Origin of the sequence: Hyphomicrobium sulfonivorans (assembly GCF_013306565.1) — a bacterium.
Lineage (GTDB): Bacteria > Pseudomonadota > Alphaproteobacteria > Rhizobiales > Hyphomicrobiaceae > Hyphomicrobium_A > Hyphomicrobium_A sulfonivorans.
The window spans coordinates 465620-486400 of record NZ_PZPO01000001.1; the positions used below are offsets into that span (position 1 = coordinate 465620).

The 20781-nt window shown below is 62.6% G+C and carries 18 protein-coding genes; 6 read left to right on the plus strand and 12 right to left on the minus strand.

Features of this window, described 5'->3' with window-relative positions:
• Positions 1-96 precede the first annotated feature (96 nt).
• The gene (gene smc / locus C6Y62_RS02105; protein WP_173952600.1) at positions 97-3558 is read left to right on the plus strand and encodes a chromosome segregation protein SMC; all 3462 of its coding nucleotides are present in this window, start codon (positions 97-99) and stop codon (positions 3556-3558) included.
• On the opposite strand, the gene C6Y62_RS02110 is transcribed toward smc, so the two are convergent.
• Entirely contained in the window at positions 3540-4334 is a 795-nt protein-coding gene (locus tag C6Y62_RS02110; RefSeq protein WP_338074309.1) for a methyltransferase domain-containing protein, read from the minus strand. The two genes, smc and C6Y62_RS02110, sit on opposite strands and share 19 nt — an antisense overlap.
• Before the next feature lie 152 nt (positions 4335-4486).
• Between C6Y62_RS02110 and gloB the strand changes: the two genes are divergently transcribed.
• The 3 genes from gloB (at position 4487) to C6Y62_RS02125 (ending at position 7869) form a co-directional block, all read left to right on the plus strand.
• Complete coding sequence (gene gloB, locus C6Y62_RS02115; RefSeq protein ID WP_068460885.1) at positions 4487-5260, plus strand: hydroxyacylglutathione hydrolase; 774 nt, start codon at positions 4487-4489, stop codon at positions 5258-5260.
• Between the two features lie 4 nt (positions 5261-5264).
• Positions 5265-5714, plus strand: a complete 450-nt coding sequence (locus C6Y62_RS02120) for a cupin domain-containing protein (RefSeq protein WP_173952601.1) — start codon at positions 5265-5267, stop codon at positions 5712-5714.
• 235 nt (positions 5715-5949) lie between these two features.
• Complete coding sequence (locus tag C6Y62_RS02125) at positions 5950-7869, plus strand: NYN domain-containing protein (protein WP_173952602.1); 1920 nt, start codon at positions 5950-5952, stop codon at positions 7867-7869.
• A gap of 303 nt (positions 7870-8172) precedes the next feature.
• Here the strand turns inward: C6Y62_RS02125 and phbB are convergent, their stop codons facing one another.
• Entirely contained in the window at positions 8173-8901 is a 729-nt protein-coding gene (phbB, locus tag C6Y62_RS02130) for an acetoacetyl-CoA reductase (RefSeq protein ID WP_068463187.1), read from the minus strand.
• Positions 8902-9004: 103 nt separating this feature from the next.
• Positions 9005-10192 carry an acetyl-CoA C-acetyltransferase gene (locus tag C6Y62_RS02135; protein ID WP_068463188.1) on the minus strand — a complete coding sequence of 396 codons (1188 nt, stop codon included), beginning with the start codon at positions 10190-10192 and terminating at the stop codon, positions 9005-9007.
• Positions 10193-10436: 244 nt separating this feature from the next.
• On the opposite strand from C6Y62_RS02135, the gene phaR reads away from it, so the two are divergent.
• Positions 10437-11102, plus strand: a complete 666-nt coding sequence (gene phaR, locus C6Y62_RS02140; protein ID WP_173952603.1) for a polyhydroxyalkanoate synthesis repressor PhaR — start codon at positions 10437-10439, stop codon at positions 11100-11102.
• Positions 11103-11271: 169 nt separating this feature from the next.
• On the opposite strand, the gene C6Y62_RS02145 is transcribed toward phaR, so the two are convergent.
• The 3 genes from C6Y62_RS02145 to mtgA all read right to left on the minus strand — a co-directional run bounded on the left by C6Y62_RS02145 (position 11272) and on the right by mtgA (position 14039).
• Positions 11272-11682 carry a hypothetical protein gene (locus C6Y62_RS02145; RefSeq protein WP_068463191.1) on the minus strand — a complete coding sequence of 137 codons (411 nt, stop codon included), beginning with the start codon at positions 11680-11682 and terminating at the stop codon, positions 11272-11274.
• Positions 11683-11940: 258 nt separating this feature from the next.
• Positions 11941-12126 carry a 50S ribosomal protein L32 gene (gene rpmF / locus C6Y62_RS02150; RefSeq protein WP_068463193.1) on the minus strand — a complete coding sequence of 62 codons (186 nt, stop codon included), beginning with the start codon at positions 12124-12126 and terminating at the stop codon, positions 11941-11943.
• A gap of 224 nt (positions 12127-12350) precedes the next feature.
• Positions 12351-14039, minus strand: a complete 1689-nt coding sequence (mtgA, locus tag C6Y62_RS16160) for a monofunctional biosynthetic peptidoglycan transglycosylase (protein WP_198491317.1) — start codon at positions 14037-14039, stop codon at positions 12351-12353.
• A 383-nt stretch (positions 14040-14422) separates the two neighbouring features.
• Between mtgA and C6Y62_RS02160 the strand changes: the two genes are divergently transcribed.
• On the plus strand, positions 14423-15322 hold the full coding sequence (locus C6Y62_RS02160; RefSeq protein WP_173952604.1) for a polyprenyl synthetase family protein: 900 nt from the start codon (positions 14423-14425) through the stop codon (positions 15320-15322).
• An 87-nt stretch (positions 15323-15409) separates the two neighbouring features.
• Here C6Y62_RS02160 and C6Y62_RS02165 read toward each other — a convergent pair whose 3' ends face one another.
• From C6Y62_RS02165 to C6Y62_RS02190, 6 genes are all read right to left on the minus strand, one after another.
• A complete protein-coding gene (locus tag C6Y62_RS02165; RefSeq protein ID WP_173952605.1) occupies positions 15410-16114 on the minus strand; it encodes an outer membrane protein in 705 nt (234 codons plus the stop codon).
• A gap of 290 nt (positions 16115-16404) precedes the next feature.
• Positions 16405-16944 (minus strand): EF-hand domain-containing protein, encoded by a 540-nt coding sequence (locus tag C6Y62_RS02170; protein ID WP_173952606.1) that lies wholly within the window; start codon positions 16942-16944, stop codon positions 16405-16407.
• A gap of 30 nt (positions 16945-16974) precedes the next feature.
• Positions 16975-18252, minus strand: a complete 1278-nt coding sequence (gene ispG, locus C6Y62_RS02175) for a flavodoxin-dependent (E)-4-hydroxy-3-methylbut-2-enyl-diphosphate synthase (protein ID WP_420844136.1) — start codon at positions 18250-18252, stop codon at positions 16975-16977.
• A 194-nt stretch (positions 18253-18446) separates the two neighbouring features.
• Positions 18447-19262 (minus strand): metal ABC transporter permease, encoded by an 816-nt coding sequence (locus tag C6Y62_RS02180; protein WP_173952607.1) that lies wholly within the window; start codon positions 19260-19262, stop codon positions 18447-18449.
• Positions 19256-20167: an ATP-binding cassette domain-containing protein gene (locus tag C6Y62_RS02185; protein WP_173952608.1), complete on the minus strand. Its 912-nt coding sequence runs from the start codon at positions 20165-20167 to the stop codon at positions 19256-19258. Before C6Y62_RS02185 ends, C6Y62_RS02180 begins: the two co-directional genes overlap by 7 nt.
• A 5-nt stretch (positions 20168-20172) precedes the next feature.
• Positions 20173-20676, minus strand: a complete 504-nt coding sequence (locus C6Y62_RS02190) for a Fur family transcriptional regulator (protein ID WP_068463205.1) — start codon at positions 20674-20676, stop codon at positions 20173-20175.
• Positions 20677-20781: the final 105 nt, after the last annotated feature.

Below are 20781 nucleotides of genomic sequence, written 5' to 3' on the forward strand. Positions count from 1 at the left end.
CATCGTATTGGCGCGGAGTTTTCCGCCCGCGCCCGGTGCTGATGAAGGTTGCGTGATCCGCGCCGCGGACACGTTGGCTGCCGTTTGGGAACCGCGATGAAGATCACGCGCCTCAGATTGCTGGGTTTCAAATCGTTCGTCGAGCCGACCGAGCTTGTCATCGAGCCCGGCTTGACGGGTGTTGTCGGCCCCAACGGCTGCGGCAAATCCAATCTGCTCGAAGCGCTGCGTTGGGTGATGGGTGAAACCTCGCACAAGAGCATGCGCGCGGCCGCCATGGACGATGTGATCTTCGCCGGCACTACCGGCCGCCCACCGCGCAACAGCGCCGAGGTGACGATCTTCCTCGACAACAGTGCACGGCTGGCGCCAGCCGAGTTCAACAACTCCGATCATCTGGAAATCACCCGCCGCATTGAACGCGAGGCCGGTTCCGCCTATCGCATCAATGGCCGTGAAGCGCGCGCCCGCGACATCAAAATTCTGTTCGAGGATGCCGCCACCGGAGCGCGTTCGCCCGCGCTGGTGCGGCAGGGACAGATCGCCGAAATCGTCAACGCCAAGCCGGAGCAGCGTCGCCGCATTCTTGAGGATGCAGCGGGCGTCGCCGGCCTGCACAGTCGTCGCCACGAAGCCGAGTTGCGCCTTAAGGCTGCCGAAGCCAACCTTGAACGCCTCACCGACGTTCTCGGTCAGCTCAACACGCAGGTTGAAGGCCTGAAGCGGCAGGCGCGCGCGGCCCGGCGCTACAAGGAAATATCCGACGCCATCCGCCGTGCCGAAGCGCTACTGATGCATCTGACATGGGTGGATGCGCAGACGCACGTCGACACGGAAGAAACAAATCTGCGCAACGCGCTGGCGCTGCTCGGCACAGCAACCGAAGAAGAAGCGCGTGCGCTGGCCGAAGAAGCGCGCATCGCCGAGACGATGAACCCGCTGCGCGAGGAGGAAGCCCGGCGCGCCGCAGCCGTAGGACGCCTGCGCATCGAGCAGGAAAATCTGGAGCAGGAAGCCAAACGCGCCGCCGACCGCGAGCAGGAAATGCGCGCCCGCGCGGAGCACTTCACCGCCGACATCGCCCGCGAAGAGGATGTGATTACCGAAGCGCGTGAGATCCTGGCCAACCTCGCAGCCGAGCTGGAAACACTGGCGCTCGACGATGTACAGGCCGAGGAAACAAAAGACCGCGCCCACGAACGTCTGGAGGAAACGCAGGACAATCAGCGCCTCGCGGAAGCGCGCCTTGCCGACCTCACCACCAAGTTCGCTGAACAGCGCGCACACCGTCAGACCATCGAAGCCAATCTGTCTGAGCGGCAGGGGCGCATCGCCAAGCTGAGGCGCCAGCTCGACGAACTGCATGCGCAGACGCAGGAAATCACCAGCCGTGCTCCGGACGCGCAGAAGCTGCAGCAGATTACCGACGCTGGAAAACAGCTCGCGGAAAAAATCGCCAAGCTGGAAGTTCAGGCGCTGGCCGCCGAGGATCATGCGCGGGCGCTGATCGTCAGCAACGATGCTGCGCGCGAGGGCGGTGCAGCGGCGCGGCTGCGGCTTGCAACGCTGCGGGCAGAACGTGAAACGCTGGTGAAGCTGCTGATCGGCACGCGCCAGGCCGACTATCCGCCGATTGTGGATCGCCTGCGCGTCGCGGCCGGATATGAAACCGCACTCGGCGCCGCGCTTGGCGACGACCTCGAAGCCCCGGCAGCGGAGCAGGCGGCTGTCCATTGGCGCAATGTGCCTGCGGCCGCGTCCGACCCTGCGTTGCCCGCCAGCGTCAAATCGCTGTCTGCGCACGTCAAGGCGCCGCCGGAGCTTGATCGCCGCCTGCGCCAGACCGGCATCGTCGATGACGTTGAGCAGGGCCGCGCGTTGCAAGCGAAGTTAAAGCCCGGCCAGCGCCTCGTTACGCGCGCTGGCGATCTGTGGCGTTGGGATGGCTTCACCGCTGCGGCCGAGGGCGCGACACCCGCAGCGCAGCGCCTTGCCGAGCGCAATCGCCTGTCGTCCATCGAACTGGAGGAAGCGGAAGCGCGTACCGCAGTCGCTACCGCTGAAGCGGCCGAGCGCCATGCCTCGGAAGCACTCACCGCCGCCCGCACCGAAGAGCAACGCTTGCGTCAGCTTGGACGCGAAGCGCAGACCATGCTGGCGAAAACGCGTGATAATCTCACCGCGATTGAGCGCGCCGCGCGCGAAACTGAAAGCAAGCTGGCAAGCGTTACCGGCGCGCGCAGCCGCGCTGAAGAAGAACTCGCGTTGGCGCAATCTCTGCTGGCAGAAGCTGAGCAGGCCGCCGCTGGTCTTGCCGCCGCCGACGACCTCGAAACACCGCTCGCTGAAGCTAAAACCAAAGCAGAAGCGCGCCGCATGGAACTGGCCGACGCCCGCAGTGCGCTGGCGAATATCGAGCGCGACCGGCGCATGCGCGCCAACCGCCGCTCCGCCATCAACGTTGACCGCGAGCGCTGGACGGCACGCTCGGCCGGTGCGGACAAACAGATCGAAGCCCTGAAGGCGAGGCTTGCTGAAGCAAGCGCGGAGCTGGAAACGCTGGCCAACATTCCCGCAGCAATCGACGAGAAGCGCGGCAAACTGCTAACCGCACTGTCGGAAGCGGAAGCGGCGCGCCAGCAAGCGGCGGATGCCGTCGCAGAAGCCGATACCTCAGCCAAGGCCGCAGTGCTGACGCTGCGGGCGGCGCAGGGCGCCGTCGCCGAAGCACGCGAAGGCCGCGCCCGCACCGAGGCCCGGCTTGAGGCCGCGCGCACACGCCGCCAGGATGTTTCGCGCCAGATCCGCGAGGAACTGGACGTTGCGCCGGAGAACTGTCTGGCGCTGGCTGAGCCGGAACCGGGTGCGCCGTTGCCCGAGCTTTCACAGGTCGAACGCAAGCTGAACAGTCTGCGTGGTGATCGCGAGCGCCTTGGCGGCGTCAACCTGGCTGCCGATCAGGAACTGGAAACGCTCAGCGCACAAACCAATACGATGGAGACTGAGAAAGCCGACATTGAAAGCGCCATCGCCAAGCTGCGCGGCGGCATCGGCCAACTCAACCGCGAAGCCCACAAGCGCCTGAATGAAGCATTCGAAGCGGTGAACGCGCACTTCGGGCGGCTGTTCACAACGCTGTTTGGCGGCGGCGAAGCGCGGCTTGAAATGGTTGCTGGCGAAGACCCGTTGCAAGGCGGCCTTGAGATCATAGCCAAGCCACCGGGCAAGAAGCCGGCAACGCTTTCGCTGCTTTCGGGTGGCGAACAGTCGCTCACCGCGATGTCGCTGATCTTCGCCGTGTTCCTCACCAACCCGTCACCCATCTGCGTGCTGGACGAAGTGGATGCGCCGCTCGACGATGCCAACGTCGATCGCTTCTGCCGCCTGCTGGAGAACATGGCCGAGGAAACCGCAACGCGATTCCTCGTCATCACCCATCACCCGATGACGATGTCGCGTATGAGCCGTCTGTTCGGCGTCACGATGGCGGAGAAGGGTATCTCGCAGCTCGTATCGGTCGATCTGCAAACCGCGCAGCGTTATCGCGAAGCAGGCTGATCCTTCGCTTCCTTTGCTTTTCTCTCATGCGGCGTCGAAACCTCGCGCCGTGCCGCCGGATTGGTGACGGTTGCGAGCTGCCTTGCCCGCCGGACCTTCTGCGGTTTGCCGCCGATCGGCGCCATCAGCTCCTTGGCAACCTCAACGATCAGCACGCCGGAAAACGCAGGCGAAAGATTTGCGCCCACGCGCTCCCATGCCGTCGATGAGCGCAGCATGACACGCCATCCGAACGGCGGGAAAAACAGCGCGCCATTGCAATCCATCGGCGTGAACATTGCGCCTTCCAGAAGCTGCGTCAGCTGCTGCCGGCTATAGGGTCGCCCGTGGCCGAACGGCGTTTTATCGAGACGTGCCCACACGCCACGGCGGTTCGGCACCACAAGTATCATCCGCCCTTCCGGTGCCAGCACGCGCCACATCTCGCGCAGCAGGTGTCGGGTGTGATCGGCCACCTCCAGGCAATGTACGCCCAGCAGGCGATCAACCGAACCATCCGCCAGCGGCAGTCGATTGTCGTCGACAAGAACCGCTTGCGACGGCCCTTTTGTCGGCCAGCGCGCACATCCGCCCATGCTGTCGGGCACCAGCGATCCGAGATGGCTGACTTCACCGCGAAACGCGCCCAGAAACGGCGACGTGTAACCCAATCCCACCAGCGTCATGCCACTGAGGCCGCGCCAGCGCGCGCGGATGCGATGCGCCAGCATGCGGCGCACCGTCTGCCCCAGCGGCGTTGCATAAAAAGCCTGCAATTCGTCTGCGTGTGACTGCACCCGTATGTCCGTCCAGTTGCTTCAGCCGCCACTCTGACCGCTTCGCCCGCCAATTCAAGCCTTCGGCGCGATGACGTTGTCATACCTGCGCAGCACGGTTACCCTTTGCTTCATTCAATTTTCCATCAGAACTCGTCAGGGTGCCGCTCCGCATGACACCGAAGCTCGAAATCGAGCAGTTTCCTTGTCTGTCCGACAATTATGGCGTGCTGATCCACGATGCCGATGCAGGTGTAACGGCCTCGATCGATGCGCCCGACGCCGAAGAGGTGCTGGCGCAGCTGGCCGTCAAGGGCTGGAAGCTGACACACATATTCGTCACCCATCACCACAACGATCACACCGGCGGCATTCTGAAACTGAAGCAGGCGACAGGTTGCACAGTCAGCGGCCCGCGCGGTGAAGCCAATCGCATTCCCGGCATCGACAAAGCCGTCGGCGAAGGCGACACGCTGCGCTTTGGCAATTTCGATATCGAGGTTCTGGAAACCCCCGGCCACACGATTGGCCACATCGCCTACTGGTTTCCGGCTGCGAAAGTGCTGTTTGCCGGTGATGCGCTATTTTCTCTCGGCGCCGGACGCATCTTTGAAGGCACGCCGAAAGGGATGTGGCAGTCGCTGCAGAAAATCATGCGTCTGCCGCCCGACACCCAAATTTACTGCGGTCACGAATACACCCAATCCAACGCGCGCTTTGCACTGGCGCTGGAACCCGACAATCAGGCGCTCATCAATTTCGCCGCTCGCGTCGAGCAGCTCCGCGATCACAATCTGCCAACGCTGCCGACACGGCTTGACCTCGAAATGGAAGCCAATCCGTTTCTGCGTCCGCATTCGGACGCGATACGATCGCTGCTGGGCTTGAAGGATGCAGCGGACTGGGAAGTGTTCGCGGCTGTGCGCGAACTGAAAAACAGAAGCTGACACAATGAGCGAACTCTCCGCCGCCGACATCATCCGGATGCTCGATCTGAAGCCGCATCCCGAAGGCGGCCATTTCCGCGAAACCTTTCGCGACGAAAACACTATCGCGACCGACGACGGCGGAGCGCGCGCCGCATCGACAGCGATTTATTTTCTGCTGGGCCAGGGCGAGGTATCGCACTGGCATCGCGTTGACGCGGTGGAAATCTGGCATTGGCATGCCGGCGCCCCACTGCAGCTCTCCATCGCGCCGCCGGATGGAACGATCACCGATCTGATTGTCGGTTCCGATCTCGTCGAAGGAGAGCGCCCGCAAGGCATTGTTCCGCCGGGATACTGGCAGAGTGCGCGCAGTCTGGGCGCTTGGACGCTGGTTAGCTGCACGGTAGCGCCGGGATTTCTGTTCGAGAAGTTTGAACTCGGGCCGCCGGATTTTTCACCGCCACGCACGTGACCAAACATTGAACTGCACGGCGCGCCAGCTTGTGGCCATCCAGACAGCCCTTATGTTGCATCGAAACATCAGAATCGCGTTTTCCACCGCTAACGACCAACGCTGATCATCTCTAACCCACCGTTCGCACACAGTTTTCCAGCCTTGTTGGCTGTCAGACGGTTGCCGCGCATATGCGACTCACCAAATGGTTCTCGCAACGTGATTGCTACGGCCATGCGGGGGGATGTGGGTTATGAAACGCGAGTCGTCAGGGCCAATTCTGACAGCGGTGTTTGTCGACTACGACAACGTCTATCTGTCGTTGAAGCGCAAGAGTGAGGACGCTGCGAAGCGGTTCTCCAAGGATGCTGGCGCGTGGCTCAAAGAGATCATCAACGGATCTCTGATGACGGCGACCAACGCGCCGAAGGCCGATGCTGAGCGGCGTCTGGTTATTTGCCGCTGCTACGGCAATCCGGTTCCCCGCCGCAATCAGAACGACAACTCCACCGACATGAGCTCGTTCCCGTTCGTGCGCCATCACTTCCTGCGCGCCGGGTTCGAAGTGGTCGACTGCCCACCGCTGACTGCCCAGCTCAAGAATTCGGCCGACATCCGCATGGTCATGGATGTGCGCGATATCCTCACGCACGACACCCGCTTCGACGAGTTCGTTATCCTCTCCGCCGATGCCGACTTCACGCCCGTTCTGCACCGTCTGCGTTCCCACGCACGCCGCACGGTGATCTATTCGAACGATCACACCGCTGCGCCCTACACCGCCATCTGCGATGCTGAAATCCGCGAAGCCAATTTCCTGGCGCTGCTGACGGATGGCAGCAACAAGATTGCCGACCAGTCGGAAGCGCAGCAGCGTAGCGGTCAGCAGCAGGCGCTGCCGAGCGCAGCTTCCATCGAAGCCGTGCGCAAGGAAATCCTGACCGAAGTTGCAAACATCGTGCGCACGGCCGACCAGCCGGTGCCGCTTGAAGCGCTCGCCGACCGCTGTGTGCGCGTTCTTGGGCACGAAAAGACCGCAGGTTCGGCATGGGGTGGCACCGGAAGCTTCCGCGACCTGCTTTTGCGCGGTCTGCCGGAAGATATCCGGCTCACGGCCCAGCCGCCGTACTTTGTCTACGACGCCAACCGCGCGGCGCAGGCGAGTGCTCCGCGCATTGAAAACCGCGTGATGGAGCAGCCGCGCGCTGAGATGCAGCCCCGCGCAGAAATGCCGGTGCCGGCACAGCAGCCGCGCATGGACGCGCGCGTGGCACCACGGGCCGAGATGCCCGTTGCCGATCCCTCGCGCGCTGAAGGGTTGATGTCACAGCGTTCGCTGGCGCCTTTCTTTGGCCCACAGCAATCCAATCCCAATCACCGGCAAATCGCTGCACCCAACGATTACCCCAATCCGATGGAGCAGCATCAGCCGATGACCCCGGCTCAGCCCGAGACCCTCACGGGCCAGCCGGGGGCGTTCCGCCAGCCGCTGCAGCCCCAGCACGTGCCTCAGCCGCAGCAGGCCCCTGCACAGCATGCGCCGATGTCGCCGCGGACCGCACAGGGTGCTGCTTCGATCCAGCAGTCGATCGCTCGCATTCACGAGGCCAGCCAGGCCCCGACGCTGTCACCGCAGGACTACCGCACGCTGTTTGATGTGATGGCGCAGGAAATTTCTGCCAATGGTCTGGCAGGTCAGCAAACGCTGGCGAACATCGTGAAGCGCGCTGAGAGCGTTGGCATCGGCGTGCGCCGTGATGACGTCCGCTTTGTTCTCGATGTGGTGAGCGAGGCTGATCCCTGGTTCGATCAGGGTGCATCGCCCAGCCTGTTTGCATCACGGTTCCGCAACTTCGTCGTCGCGCGTTGCCGTGGACAGGGGCTCAATCTTTCCGCTGACGAGTTGGATCTCATCGAAGCATGGTTTGCTGCACCCGTGGCAGCAGCCCAGCCGCAGCAGCGTCAGCGCGCTCCGCAACAGCAGGATGGCTACGCGCCGACGTGGCAGCAGCAGCCCGGCATGGCCCAGCCATCGCAGACAGGCATGATGGATCCGTCAGGCCAGCAGGGCGACCCAAACCAGCGTTGGTGGGGCAATGAAGATACCGGACAGGCGACCGGAACGGGTGGAGACGACTTCCCTCGCATCATCCGTACCCGTCTGCGCGGATAAGAGACGCATAAACTTCAAGATCACTTCAACGGTCGGGGCTTCCCCGGCCGTTTTCTTTTGGGCTGCGGGCATCGGCGCATTCAAGCACTCCGAAAACGTCGCCGCCCCTGCGCCTGAGTGCACGCCACACTAAACACAACTGGCCAAAAAAAATGGCCGGACAGAAGCCCGGCCATTTCCAAAAACAGATCTTGGCTGCTGGCTTGGAGCCTTTCAGCGTTTCGTTGAATCGCCGAAAGGCTCTAGCTGTTTGTTTGGTCGTGCTTCTTGTCGGAAAACCGGTTCCCACTTTTCCGGAAGCACTTAGGTAGCCATGTAGTGGCCGCCGTTGATGTCGAAGCAGGCACCGGTGATGAAGCCGGCGCTGTCGGCAGCAAGGAACACCACGGCGCGCGCGATTTCGTCGGCTTCGCCCAGACGGCCGGCCGGAATCTGCGGAATGATCTTGGTGTCGAGCACTTCCTTCGGCACCGCTGCAACCATCTCAGTGGCGATGTAGCCCGGAGCGATGGTGTTGACGGTGATGCCCTTGGCAGCGCTCTCCGCGGCCAGAGCCTTCGTGAAGCCGTGTGCACCAGCCTTGGCGGCCGAATAGTTCGTCTGGCCCATCTGACCCTTGCGGCCGTTGATGGACGAAACGTTGATGATGCGGCCGAAGTTGCGCGCGCGCATGCCGTCGATCACCGGACGCGACATGTTGAACAGGCTGTCGAGATCGACGTTGATGACCTCGTTCCACTGCTCCTTCGTCATGCGGTGAAGCATGGCGTCGCGCGTGATGCCGGCGTTGTTGACGAGAATGTCAACCGGGCCAACTTCCTTCGTCACCTGCTCGATACCAGCGGCGCAGGCGTCATAGTCGCCAACGTTCCACTTGAAAACAGGAATGCCGGTTTCGGCCTGGAACTGCTGCGCGGCGGCGTCATTGCCAGCATAGTTGGCGGCGACGCGGTAGCCCGCATTCTTCAGGGCGACGGAAATTGCGTGGCCAATACCACGCGTACCACCCGTCACCAGGGCAACACGAGCCATGAAGAACCTCCCTCGATTGGTCTCTTGATTTGGATAATGACGATTTCAGTGATGCGATAAAAAACGGGGCCCGACGCTAAGCGTCAAAGCCCCGTTCTTTAAATCAGTCGCGTGCAACGCACATGGCGATACCCATGCCGCCGCCGATGCAAAGCGTGGCAAGGCCCTTCTTGGCGCCGCGACGCTTCATTTCATGCACCAGCGTGGTCAGCACGCGGGCGCCGGAAGCACCGATCGGATGACCGATGGCAATCGCGCCGCCATTGACGTTGACCTTGTCCGTGTCCCAGCCAACGCCCTTGTTGACTGCGCAGGCCTGCGCAGCGAACGCTTCGTTGGCTTCGACGAGGTCGAGATCCTTGGCATCCCAACCGGCCTTCTCCAGAGCCTTCTTGGAAGCCGGGATCGGGCCCGTGCCCATGATCGACGGATCAACGCCGGCCTGCGCCCACGAAACGATGCGTGCGAGCGGCTCGATACCGCGCTTCTTGGCTTCGGCGGCAGTCATCAGCACCAGCGCAGCGGCACCGTCGTTGATGCCCGATGCGTTACCGGCGGTGACAGTACCAGCCTTGTCGAAAGCCGGACGCAGCTTCGCAACGCTATCCAGCGTGGCGCCGTCGCGAATGTACTCGTCCTCTTCGACGATGACGTCGCCCTTGCGGCCCTTGACGGTGACGCCGACGATTTCATCCTTGAACTTGCCGGCCTTCTTCGCGGCTTCAGCCTTGTTCTGCGAAGCGACGGCGAAGTTGTCCTGATCTTCGCGCGAGATCTGCCACTGGCGAGCAACGTTCTCGGCGGTGGTGCCCATGTGGTAGTTATTGAACGCGTCCCACAGGCCGTCCTTGATCATCGTGTCGACGAACTTGACGTCGCCCATCTTGGTGCCGTTGCGCATGTGAGAAGCATGCACCGACTGGCTCATGTTCTCCTGACCGCCTGCAACGACGATGCTGGCATCGCCTGCAAGGATCTGCTGGGCACCGAGGGCGACAGCGCGCAGGCCCGAGCCGCAAACCTGATTGACCGTGAAGGCCGGGCTGTCGACCGGGATACCGGCGCCAATCGAAGCCTGACGGGCCGGGTTCTGGCCCTGGGCGCCGGTCAGCACCTGGCCGAGGATCACTTCCGACACGTCACCCGGCTCAACCTTGGCCCGCTCGAGCGCGGCCTTGATCGCGATCGTGCCGAGGTCATGGCCGGCCACAGTCGCGAGGGAACCATTGAATGAGCCAACTGGAGTGCGCGCCGCGCTCGCAATGACGATGGTTGTATTGTCGTCGCTCATTCGGGAAGGCTCCTTTTGTGAAGAATGTGGAGTTTGCGAATTGGGGCGCCACGCCCAAGGCGGGCAGCACCCGTTAAAACTGGGGGCCGGCCCGGCCGTGGCGTAAACCACGAATTACCAAAGCTTAGGCTTGCCGCCAGCTAATGCGCCATCTGGCTGCAACGGTCAACACAAACGGCTGGCCCATGCGGTCCGGGGTGTGTTACGCTGCCGCGGTGCAAAATACGTCTGGCGGCTCTCAGGAATGTTGAACAAACCCGACCCCTCTGCCGAAAAGAAAGAAGCGGTTGTCATAAAGAAATATGCCAACCGCCGGCTCTACAATACAGAAACGAGCACCTACGTGACGCTCGAGGATCTGGCTGCGATGGTTCGATCCGACCGCGACTTCGTCGTTTACGACGCCAAGTCCGGCGACGATCTCACGCACTCCGTCCTGACACAGATCATCGTTGAGCAGGAGAACCGCGTCGGCGGTCAGACCCTGCTTCCCGTGCCGTTCCTGCGTCAGCTCATTCGTTTCTATGACGACAGCATCGGTCGGATGGTGCCGGGATATCTCCAGTTCAGCATGGAGAATCTGGTCAAGGATCAGGAGAAGCTGCGCTCGCAGTTCACTTCCGCATTCTCCAATCCGACAGCTGCATTCGAGGTTTATCAGGACCTCGCGCGCAAGAACATGCAGATGTTCGAGCAGGCGGTCTCGATGTGGAGCAATCCATTCACGCAGGGCATGCCCGGCGCGCCCAAGCCTCCGGGTGCGCAGCCACCACAGGCACGGCCCCAGCCTGCTCCAGCTCCCGCCGCAGCAAAAACATCGGCGGAGTCCGGCTCTGATATTGACGACCTGAAGGCACAGCTCGCCAGCATGCAGCAGAAGCTGGACAAGCTTTCGCAGGATCGCGACTAGCGCCTAAAACAGCGCATTTCCGGCGCTGCTGCGGCGTTAGCTTCCTGCTGATCAGCACATCTCGACACAAAGAAAAACCCCGCTGGCCAGGCCCGCGGGGTTTTTCTTTATTTGCAGCGTTGCAGTTCGTGCGCTCGCTGAATGATTGGCGTTCGCACGTCAGCCAGCGTCAATGCTCCATGCCACCGATGGCAAGGTCGCGGCGCGCAACGCGGATGCCGATGGTGAAGCCGGCGATGACGTCGATAGCCGTCGCAACGGTGATGAGGAAGAACGTCGACGTAGCCGCCAGCGGAGCAAGCAGGAACTCGATGAGGCAGACGACGAACAGCACCATCGACAGGCCGTGATCGACGAGCGACGACGTGGACGTGTAGGTCGACTTGATGAGCTCAGCGAACAGCAGGAACAGCGTCAGCAGAATGATCGCGTCGCCAACCTTGAAGCTCCAGTGTCCACCGCTCAGCATCGGCAGTTCAAACAGCGAATTGCCCAGAACCTCAGTGCCGCCGGAAACGAACACAACGGCGTTGTAGATGATCAGAGCAAAGACGATCGACGGGATGGACCGGAGCGACATAACGCATTCCCCCTATTGGCCAGCACTGGCCGGAGCACGAGCACAACGGGCGAAAATTGCCCGCCAGCGGTTTCAGATGCCTACTTCTGCCCCGACATTACGCCGATTTCTGGCCATTTCCGGAGCGGCAGAATTTTTTCGCGCAACGCCCTGAATTCGGCATGACATTGCAGCGCACCACAGATGCGGCACGCTGTCTCAATGCGTCAACCCACAATTTTTTGCGCCCGGAACATGATTCCGGGCACCAAAAAAGGATCAGACGTCAGCCTTGGGCTCAAGAATCTGGCGACCGCGATACTTGCCGGTCTTCAGATCGATGTGGTGCGGACGGCGCAGCTCGCCCGAATCCTTGTCTTCGACATAGGACGGGTTAGCGATTGCGTGATGAGAACGGCGCTGGCCCTTCTTCATGGGCGATACTTTTTTGCGCGGAACGGCCATTTGAGTAAACTCCGAGGTGAAAGTCGGGCTGGCGCGGAGCCAAAGACACCGCTGCCGGGCCTTTCGGGCCCTGCAAATCCCGACTGTGAAAGCGAATATCCACTAAGCGCCCCTCGGCGGCAAAGCCAGCGGGAAGCCTGTTGGGGCGCCTTATACTACATTCTTCGCCGAGTTCCAGTGGTCTGGCGTTGTCATGGAAGACAGCCGCACCACCTCACAAAGCGTTAACGCCCTTGGCTAATGCACGAAAGCACGCCACGGGCACCCGCCGCACGCTGCTGAATGACGCCAGCGCGCTTGCGCACCAGCGGCCCCGGGCGGCCGGCATTGCGCACAATCGGGTTCGGCAGCGAGACCGCCAATTGCGCCGCCTGACGGGCCGTAAGCTCGGAAGCGGGGCGCTTGAAATGGGTGCGCGATGCCGCCTCGGCCCCGAACACCCCCGGCCCCCATTCGACGACATTCAGATAGACTTCCAGTATCCGCGCCTTGGGCCAGGTTAGCTCGATGGCCACGGTCAGCGGCACTTCGACCATCTTGCGCAGGTAGCTCTTCGTCGGCAGCAGAAACAGGTTTTTCGCCAACTGCATGGTTATGGTGCTGGCGCCGCGCGGATAGCCGCCGCCCGACCGCCGGATGGCGTTGGCCATCTCCTCAAGATCAATGCCCCAGTGCTGGCAGAAGCGCGAATCCTCCGACACGACAACCGCGCGCTGCAGGTTGGGCGAAATCTGCTCCAGCGGCACCCACTGCTTCTGGATCGAAGTTCCGGTCAGCCACTGCTGCGCCATCAGCATGGAAAACGGTGGATTTACAAAGCGATATAGAACCACCAACGCCAGCACGAACGCAAACCAGCCCACCAGCACAAAGAAGCCGATGCGCGCCACTCGGTAGGTAAAGGCCTTCCAGCCCCGTCGCCCCGGTTGCCCGGCGGCTGGCGCTGCGGAGGATGGGCTCTGCCAACTGATATCAGCTGCATGGGCCGCAGACGCAAACGCAGGAGCCGCCATCGCTGCCGCCTGCGGCTCCGACCACATGCGGCTGAAGTCGGGCTCTGTGAAGTCGGGCTCTGGCGCAGCGGCTGCCGGCGCCGGAGCCGCCTCTATGCTCGGCGTCCAATCGCTATGTGAATCCGGGTGGAGCGACAGCTTCGATGCCGGAGGGTTTATCGGCGCATCCAGCGAGGGCAGCGCCGGCTCCGGCGCCCGCCAGGAACCGATATCAGGCCCCGTTACAGGCTCGGACATCTCGGGCAGGAACGGTGCCGCATCATCGGCGGTATTGGCATCGGCCGGCGCAAAGCCGAACACAGCGTCTGCATCGTTGCTGCTGGCCGTTGCCTCAGCCGCAACCAATGCAGGCGATGCATTGCGCGCCACAGGCTCCGCAGCGCTCTCTACGGCCTCGTCGTCGTTATCGCCTGCCGCAAAGCCCGCCACAGCAGCGCCCGCTGGCGTTGGCTCCGGGGCCTCATTCGCAGGATTGCCGGCCTTCACAACATCAGCAAAGTTTGCTGCGGCCTGCGAACCGAAATTTTCATCAGCCGCCACCATTTGCGAGGCTTCCGGGGCGCCATCAGATTGTGCCGTTTCCAGGGGATCGGGCCATGGCTCCAATGCAGGAACGCCTTCGGCTTCTGGCGCTGGCGCGGCGTGATCCACTAATGCGGCTTCGTCCGGCACGATCGGCGACTGGACCACCTGCGGATTGCTCGTCCCATCCGCTCCATCAGAAAACACGTCCGGCTGCGGGGCGATTGAGATCGGTGCCGGCGGCAAGGAAAGCTCAGGAGCAGGCTCAGGCACTTGGCTCGGCGCAGGTTCGGCGGGGTGCCCCACATGGTCCAGCTCGTCACCGGCGGCCGCTGCAGCAGCTTCGCTGGGCTGGCTATCCGCATTCGGGCCGATCATGCTGCTGAAGCCTAAGAATGGCCCCTCGCCCGCCGGCCCCTCGGCTGTTCCCAAGGGCGGCTGCGGCGCTGCATACGCCTCAACGCCAGCGACAGTCCCATCCTGATCCGATGGCTTAGACTGCCCATCCGGGGACGCGGGAAAGGCCTTGGCGGGCGGCCGTGGAGGATCGGACCTTTCCATACTGTGTTTGCGTCGCTCCGATGCTATATGCGCGGCTTGTCTCACCGCTCTAGGGCCGTTCCGCTCCTGATGGAATCAGGAAACAGCTCTAGCCAGTTTTTCCATCGCGCTTTTTGGAAAATCGGTTCCCATTTTCCGGAAGCACTCTAGCGCCCATCCGCTTCTGGCGCGCTGGTCCGATCGCAGTTAGGTAGCCAAAAATGACCTTTGTGCAAAGGCTCGCCACCGGGGCGGAGCGGATCGAACAGCACCTCGCGGAAATGCTTGCAAAATACGGGCCGCAAAAAGGCAGCCGACTGAACGCTGCCATGGGCCATGCGCTGCTGGGCGGTGGCAAGCGGTTCCGCCCGTTTCTGGTGATCGAGAGCGCGGCGCTGTTCGGCGTTCCGACCGAGAGCGCGCTTGATGCGGCTGCCGCATTCGAGTGCGTTCATTGCTATTCGCTTGCCCATGACGACCTGCCGTCGATGGACAACGATGATCTGCGCCGGGGGCGTCCCACGGTTCACAAGGCCTTCGACGAATGGACCGCCATTCTTGCCGGCGATGCATTGCTGACATTGGCGTTCGAGATCATGGCAAGCGAGAGCGCACACGCAGATCCGGTGGTTCGTGCACAGATGGTGGCCCTGCTGGCGAAGGCCGCTGGCGGTCGCGGCATGGTGCTGGGACAGATGCTCGATCTTGAAGCGGAAAAACGTAACGAACCTGCACGGCCGAGCGCTGATCACATCCGCCATCTGCAAGCGCTGAAAACCGGCGCGCTGATTGCTTCGGCATGCGAAGCCGGTGCAGTGCTGGGCGCAGCCTCGCCCGTCCAGCGTGACGCGTTGCGCACCTACGGCGAAAATCTGGGGCTGGCGTTTCAGATTGCTGACGACCTGCTCGATGCCGAAGGCGACGCCGCAACCATGGGCAAGGCTGCGGGCAAGGACGCAGCGGCAGGCAAGGCAACGCTTGTCGATCTCATCGGCATCGACAATGCACGCGCGCAGCTTTCTGAAGCAGTACGCTGCGCTGAAGCAGCGCTGGCACAGTTTGGCGAACGCGCCTCACCTCTCATTCAGGCGGCACACTTCGCGGCTAAACGCGAGCACTGACCGCAAACAAAAAAGGCGCTCCGAAGAGCGCCTTTTGCAATGTGGTGCGATCGCGGCGCGCTGCGCTTTACAGCCTCAGCGCTGGATTCAGAAGCGGTAGTTGAGACCCACGCGCGCACTATGGAAATCGGTCTCGGTCGTGTAAGTGCCGGATGGCGTCGAGAACGTCTCGCTGCCGAGATCGACATAGAGATATTCGCTCTTCAGCGACCAGTTCGGCGCAAACGCCCACTCGATACCACCGCCAACCGTGTAACCGGTCTGGATTTCGCTGCTGGAAATGCTGGTGGTCGGCGACATACCGTTGAACTGCACATCGGCGAAGGCGAGACCGCCGGTTACATAGAGCAGTGCCGGACCGGCTGCATAACCGATACGGCCGCGCAACGTTGAGAACCAGTCGACGTCACTCGTCACACCGGTGAAGCCGCTGCTGAGCACGGTTGAATCGCTGAGATCAGCACTCTGAATATCCCATTCGACGCCAAGCACCAGCGAATTAAATTGCGCGTTGTAGCCGATCTGGCCGCCGCCGAACCAACCGTCCGGATTGGTGTTGCCAACGCCGCCGCCGATACCGTTGAAGGAAACGGCGTTATCGTTGCCCCAGCCATAACCGGCGTTGACGCCCATGTAGAGGCCTTGCCAGTTCCATACGCCACTTTGCACCGGCACATAGGCCGGCTCGTAGTAAGGCTCGGCACGCGGCGGATTATAGGGGCCAAGATCGGCGGCTAGCGCGCCACTGGACCACGCAGCGGCGGCAACGCCTGCAAGCAGCAATCTGTTCATGGCGAGGGGTTCCTGATTTTTGCGGATGTTTGTTCGTTTTGAAGCCACGCGTTAACGCTCCGGCAGCAAAAAAGTTCATCGAATTAACCAATTCGATGACGTCGCTTCGAGCTTAGGATTTGCCAATGGCGTGAGCTTGGCAGGGACGTGGCGAAGCTGCCCCATTTCCGGGATGAATGTGGCCACAACGCGCCGCTCAGATAGCGGCATCAGCCCTAACAATCGGCTAAGAATGCGGCGGGGTATTCGGGGCCACTGCGGAAGGGTGCGGAGGGCGTGTCGCCCCCCGGTTACATGCCGCCGCCGACGCCAGGTCCACCCTTCTGCGATTCACGCGGGTCGCCGGACTCTGCCTTCTTGTGCTCGAAGATCTGTTCGGCGTTAGCGCGCGCGCCAGCGACCTGATTAGCGGTCAGACGGCACGAATTGTCCTTGTCCAGAAGCGCGAACGCGCGATTGGGCTTATCGACGAATTCGGTGCGATCAACTTTGCCGTCGCCGTTGGCGTCGTAGTAGCTGAAGTCCACGGTCTGGAACATGCGATCGGTGGAGATGATCTTGGCGTATTCCGTGCGGTCCAGGCTGCCATCGCCGTTGCCGTCGGCGGCGTTAAACAGCTCGGTGGCGTATTCCTTCCACTCCTCGCACGTCACCACGCCGTCGCGGTTACGGTCCCAGCCGCCAGCGGCGGAGAGAAACACGCGGTCGGTATCGGGAAGGCTTGAGCCGGAGCATCCGCCAAGAGCGACAACCGCCGCACCCAGCGCCGCAGCCGTCAGGATTGTCCGCGAGCCGAGGCGCACCGTGGGCGTTTTGATTGTTGTTGTCATTCGTATTCCCCCACGGGTTGCGGCAGCGCCCTATGCCGTATGGCGCTCCTGCGTCTCCACATCAACAGCCTTGGAGTTCCCAAACCGGCGTTCGATGTAGTCCTCCACGATTTTCTGGAAGTCCGCCGCGATGTTCGGGCCACGCAATGTCATGGCCTTCTCGCCGTCGATGAACACCGGCGCGGACGGCGTCTCGCCCGTGCCCGGCAGCGAAATGCCGATGTCAGCCTGCTTGGATTCGCCCGGCCCGTTCACAATGCAGCCCATGACGGCGAAATTCAGGGTCTCGACGCCCGGATAACGCCGGCGCCAGTCCGGCATCCGGTCGGTGATCATGTCCTGCACGTTGCGGGCAAGTTCCTGGAACACGGTGGACGTGGTGCGGCCGCAACCGGGACAGGCCGTCACCACCGGCATGAACGAGCGCAACCCCATCGACTGCAGGATTTCCTGCGCCACTCGCACTTCCAGCGTGCGCGCGCCACCCGGCTCCGGCGTCAGCGATACGCGGATCGTGTCGCCAATGCCCGCCTGCAGCAGAATGCCGATGCCGGCCGTGGAGGCGACAATGCCCTTCGAGCCCATGCCCGCTTCCGTCAGGCCGACGTGCAGCGCGTATTCACTGCGCGCCGCCAGCATGGTGTAAACGCTGACGAGATCCTGCACCGCCGACACCTTCGCCGACAGGATGATGTCGTTAGCGGTCATGCCGAGTTCTTCGGCACGCGCCGCTGAAATCAATGCCGATTGCACGATGGCTTCGTGCATCACCGCGCGCGCATCCCTAGGCTCTGCCGCGCGTGCGTTCTCATCCATCAGCCGCGTCAGAAGTTCCTGATCCAGCGAGCCCCAGTTGACGCCGATACGCACCGGCTTTTTCCAGTGCAGCGCCGTGTCTATGATGGCGGCGAACTGGCGGTCCTTCTTGTCCTTGAAGCCGACGTTGCCCGGATTGATGCGATATTTCGCTAGCGCTTCCGCTGCGGCTGGATTGTCCGCCAGCAACGTGTGGCCGTTGTAGTGGAAGTCGCCGATCAGCGGCACCGAAACGCCCTGCTTCGCCAGCCGGTCGCGGATGTGCGGCACAGCCTTCGCCGCCTCGTCACGGTCCACCGTCAGCCGCACCAGCTCCGACCCGGCCCGGGACAGCGCCGCAACCTGCGTCACGGTGGATTCGATATCGGCGGTGTCGGTGTTGGTCATCGATTGCACGACGACGGGGGCGCCGCCCCCCACAGTAACGCCCGAGACGCGGACGGAATGGGAGGAGCGCCGGGGAGCAATCAAGAGAGTGGCCGTAGCCTGCATGGCTTGCATATCCGCCATTGGCACCAAGGGTCTAACTAGAGCACGATCCCGTTTCTTTAAACCGCGATGTGGCTCTCGTCGTTATGAGACCGATGATTCACGCTGCGGGCTGACAGGGTCCGCAGCGATCATGGTCTAATGCAGCTGCCACCGATTGGCCAGAGGGCTGGCATCGGCTGGCGTCGGTTAATCCTTTATCGCGTGGCCCCGCTGCCGCGACCCAGCGCCGCCCAGCTCAGAGAAAGCGCGGCCACAAGCGACATTACGATCACGATCGAGGGGCCACCGGAGGCGTCGAAGGCAAACGACAGCCATAGCCCCACCACCACACTGGCGACCGCAATCAGAGCCGTCAGCAGCACCATCCGCTCCGGCGTGCCGGCAAGGGGACGCGCCGCCACGGCTGGCACCACCAGAAAGGCCATGACCAGCAGGATGCCGACGATCTTCATCGCGACGGCGATCGTCACCGCCAGCAGGAATATGAACGCGGCGCGGATCCTGTCGCGCTTCACGCCCTCGGCCGCAGCCAGCTCCTCGTGTACCGCCAGTCGCAGCAGCGGTTGCCACAGCAGCAGGATGCCAGCCAGCACGATGGCCCCGCCGACATAAATGATCGTCACATCAGTCGAGCTGACCGCGAATACGTCGCCAAACAGAAACCCGGCGAGATCGACCGGCGGTCCATCCAGCATCGAGGTTGCGATGACGCCAGCGGCAAGCGCGGCATGGTGCAGAAGGCCCAGCACGGAATCGAGGCCGACCAGTTTCTGGCGGCCGAACCACAGCAGCAGCGCCGCCACCAGCAAAGCAACCACCAGCACGCCCCAGGTGACATCCATATGCAGCGCAAGGCCCAGCGCGACGCCGATCAGCCCGGCCTGCGCAACCGTCTCGCCAAAGTAGGCAAGACGCTGCCACACGACGAAGCATCCGAGCGGAGCCGCGACGATTGCCAAACCGATACCGGCCAGCAGCGCCCGCAGAAAGAAGGGTTCAAATATCAGCACGCGCTGCCGCCCTCCGGGCTGTCGCTATCGTTGTCGCCCGAGGCGGGATGGGGCATCCCGGCCAGGTCATGGTGGTGATCGTGTTCATGCCGATAGATGCCGAACGCCCGCGCCGCCTGCGGGCCGAACAGACGACCATAGGCCGGATGCTGCGCCACCGCCTGCGGCACCCCCGAGCAGCACACATGGCGATTGAGGCAGACCACGCGGTCAGAGCGCGCCATCACGATATGCAGATCGTGCGAAACCAGAAGCACGCCAAAACCGGCTTCATCGCGCAGACGCCCGATCAGGTTGTAGAGATCGGCTTCGCCGCTGTAATCGACGCCCTGCGCTGGCTCATCAAGCACAAGCAGGTTCGGCTTACGCAGCAGCGCACGGGCCAGCAAAACGCGCTGCAACTCGCCGCCGGAAAGCTGGCCGAGCTGCTGCTGCGCCACCGATGCAGCATCCACCTGCCGCAGCAGATCCTCAACCCGACCACCGTTGCGGCCAAGGCCAAGCGTCAGGAACCGCTCGACCGTCATCGGCACGGATACATCGCTGTCGAAGCGCTGCGGCACATAACCGATGCGCAGATCGGCCCGCCGATGCACCTCACCGCGCGTCGGCTTCTCCAGGCCCAGCAATACGCGCACCAGCGTCGACTTGCCCGCACCGTTGGGGCCGATCAGCGTAACGATCTCGCGCTCGTTGATGTCGAGGTTCACGTCGATGAGCTGGTCGCGCCCGCCGCGCGTTACGCTAACCCCACGGGCGGAAATGAGCGCGTCGGGATTGAACGCGGGCGTCTCTCCGGCACAGTTATGATCGGCCTGGGCGTGCGCGCATCCGTGGCTGGACGCGTGACCGCACGCGTTCGGAGCCGCCGCTGCGGCTGTCAGGTTTGTATCCGTGCCGGCCATGTGCGTCAGTCCTTACCCGGCCGGCACGCTTCGCATAGGCCCGAGACCTCGACGAACTTCACGCGCGGCTGAAAGGATGCTGCAGCGGACAGCCGGTCGATCGTTTCAAAAATACCGTCCGAGTCCACTTCCTGCACTCCATTGCAGTTCTCACAGGCCAGGAAGATGGGACGACGCCCAGTGCGGTGTTCGATGCGACGGCAGGCAAAGAAAGCGTTCTTGCTTTCCAGCCGGTGAATGACACCAGCTTCCAGCAGCGCATCTATCGCACGATAAACCGAGATCGGCGCCAGCCGCGTACCCTTCTCTGCCAGCCGCGCAAGAATATCGTATGCGCCGATCGACGCGTGGGTGGCCGCAATCTCCGCGAAAACGTCCTGGCGCAGCTGCGTGAAACGCAAGTTCTTTTCCATGAATGCCTGTTGGGCCCGTTCGACCGCCTTAGCCAGCTTCCGCTCCATCTGAGCGGACGGCATAGGCCCGTTCGGCTTGGCTTGCGCCTCGGTCATCGCGACTTCCCAATTGCTCCGGGCAAATTCGGAAACGTTACTTTATACCACCGGGCCGCCGGGGCATAGCCGCGACACCGCCCGCAGAATCCCTCCTTCAGAGCA

Excerpts from the sequence above, each read along its gene's own strand:
- smc (WP_173952600.1), top strand. The coding sequence starts at position 97 with ATGAAGATCACGCGCCTCAGATTGCTGGGTTTCAAATCGTTCGTCGAG.
- C6Y62_RS02185 (WP_173952608.1), bottom strand. The coding sequence starts at position 20,167 with ATGGCCGGCACGGATACAAACCTGACAGCCGCAGCGGCGGCTCCGAAC.
- mtgA (WP_198491317.1), bottom strand. The coding sequence starts at position 14,039 with ATGATCGGCCCGAATGCGGATAGCCAGCCCAGCGAAGCTGCTGCAGCG.
- rpmF (WP_068463193.1), bottom strand. The coding sequence starts at position 12,126 with ATGGCCGTTCCGCGCAAAAAAGTATCGCCCATGAAGAAGGGCCAGCGC.
- C6Y62_RS02145 (WP_068463191.1), bottom strand. The coding sequence starts at position 11,682 with ATGTCGCTCCGGTCCATCCCGTCGATCGTCTTTGCTCTGATCATCTAC.
- phaR (WP_173952603.1), top strand. The coding sequence starts at position 10,437 with ATGTTGAACAAACCCGACCCCTCTGCCGAAAAGAAAGAAGCGGTTGTC.
- C6Y62_RS02165 (WP_173952605.1), bottom strand. The coding sequence starts at position 16,114 with ATGAACAGATTGCTGCTTGCAGGCGTTGCCGCCGCTGCGTGGTCCAGT.
- C6Y62_RS02160 (WP_173952604.1), top strand. The coding sequence starts at position 14,423 with ATGACCTTTGTGCAAAGGCTCGCCACCGGGGCGGAGCGGATCGAACAG.
- ispG (WP_420844136.1), bottom strand. The coding sequence starts at position 18,252 with ATGCAGGCTACGGCCACTCTCTTGATTGCTCCCCGGCGCTCCTCCCAT.
- phbB (WP_068463187.1), bottom strand. The coding sequence starts at position 8,901 with ATGGCTCGTGTTGCCCTGGTGACGGGTGGTACGCGTGGTATTGGCCAC.
- gloB (WP_068460885.1), top strand. The coding sequence starts at position 4,487 with ATGACACCGAAGCTCGAAATCGAGCAGTTTCCTTGTCTGTCCGACAAT.
- C6Y62_RS02170 (WP_173952606.1), bottom strand. The coding sequence starts at position 16,944 with ATGACAACAACAATCAAAACGCCCACGGTGCGCCTCGGCTCGCGGACA.
- C6Y62_RS02125 (WP_173952602.1), top strand. The coding sequence starts at position 5,950 with ATGAAACGCGAGTCGTCAGGGCCAATTCTGACAGCGGTGTTTGTCGAC.
- C6Y62_RS02135 (WP_068463188.1), bottom strand. The coding sequence starts at position 10,192 with ATGAGCGACGACAATACAACCATCGTCATTGCGAGCGCGGCGCGCACT.
- C6Y62_RS02190 (WP_068463205.1), bottom strand. The coding sequence starts at position 20,676 with ATGACCGAGGCGCAAGCCAAGCCGAACGGGCCTATGCCGTCCGCTCAG.
- C6Y62_RS02120 (WP_173952601.1), top strand. The coding sequence starts at position 5,265 with ATGAGCGAACTCTCCGCCGCCGACATCATCCGGATGCTCGATCTGAAG.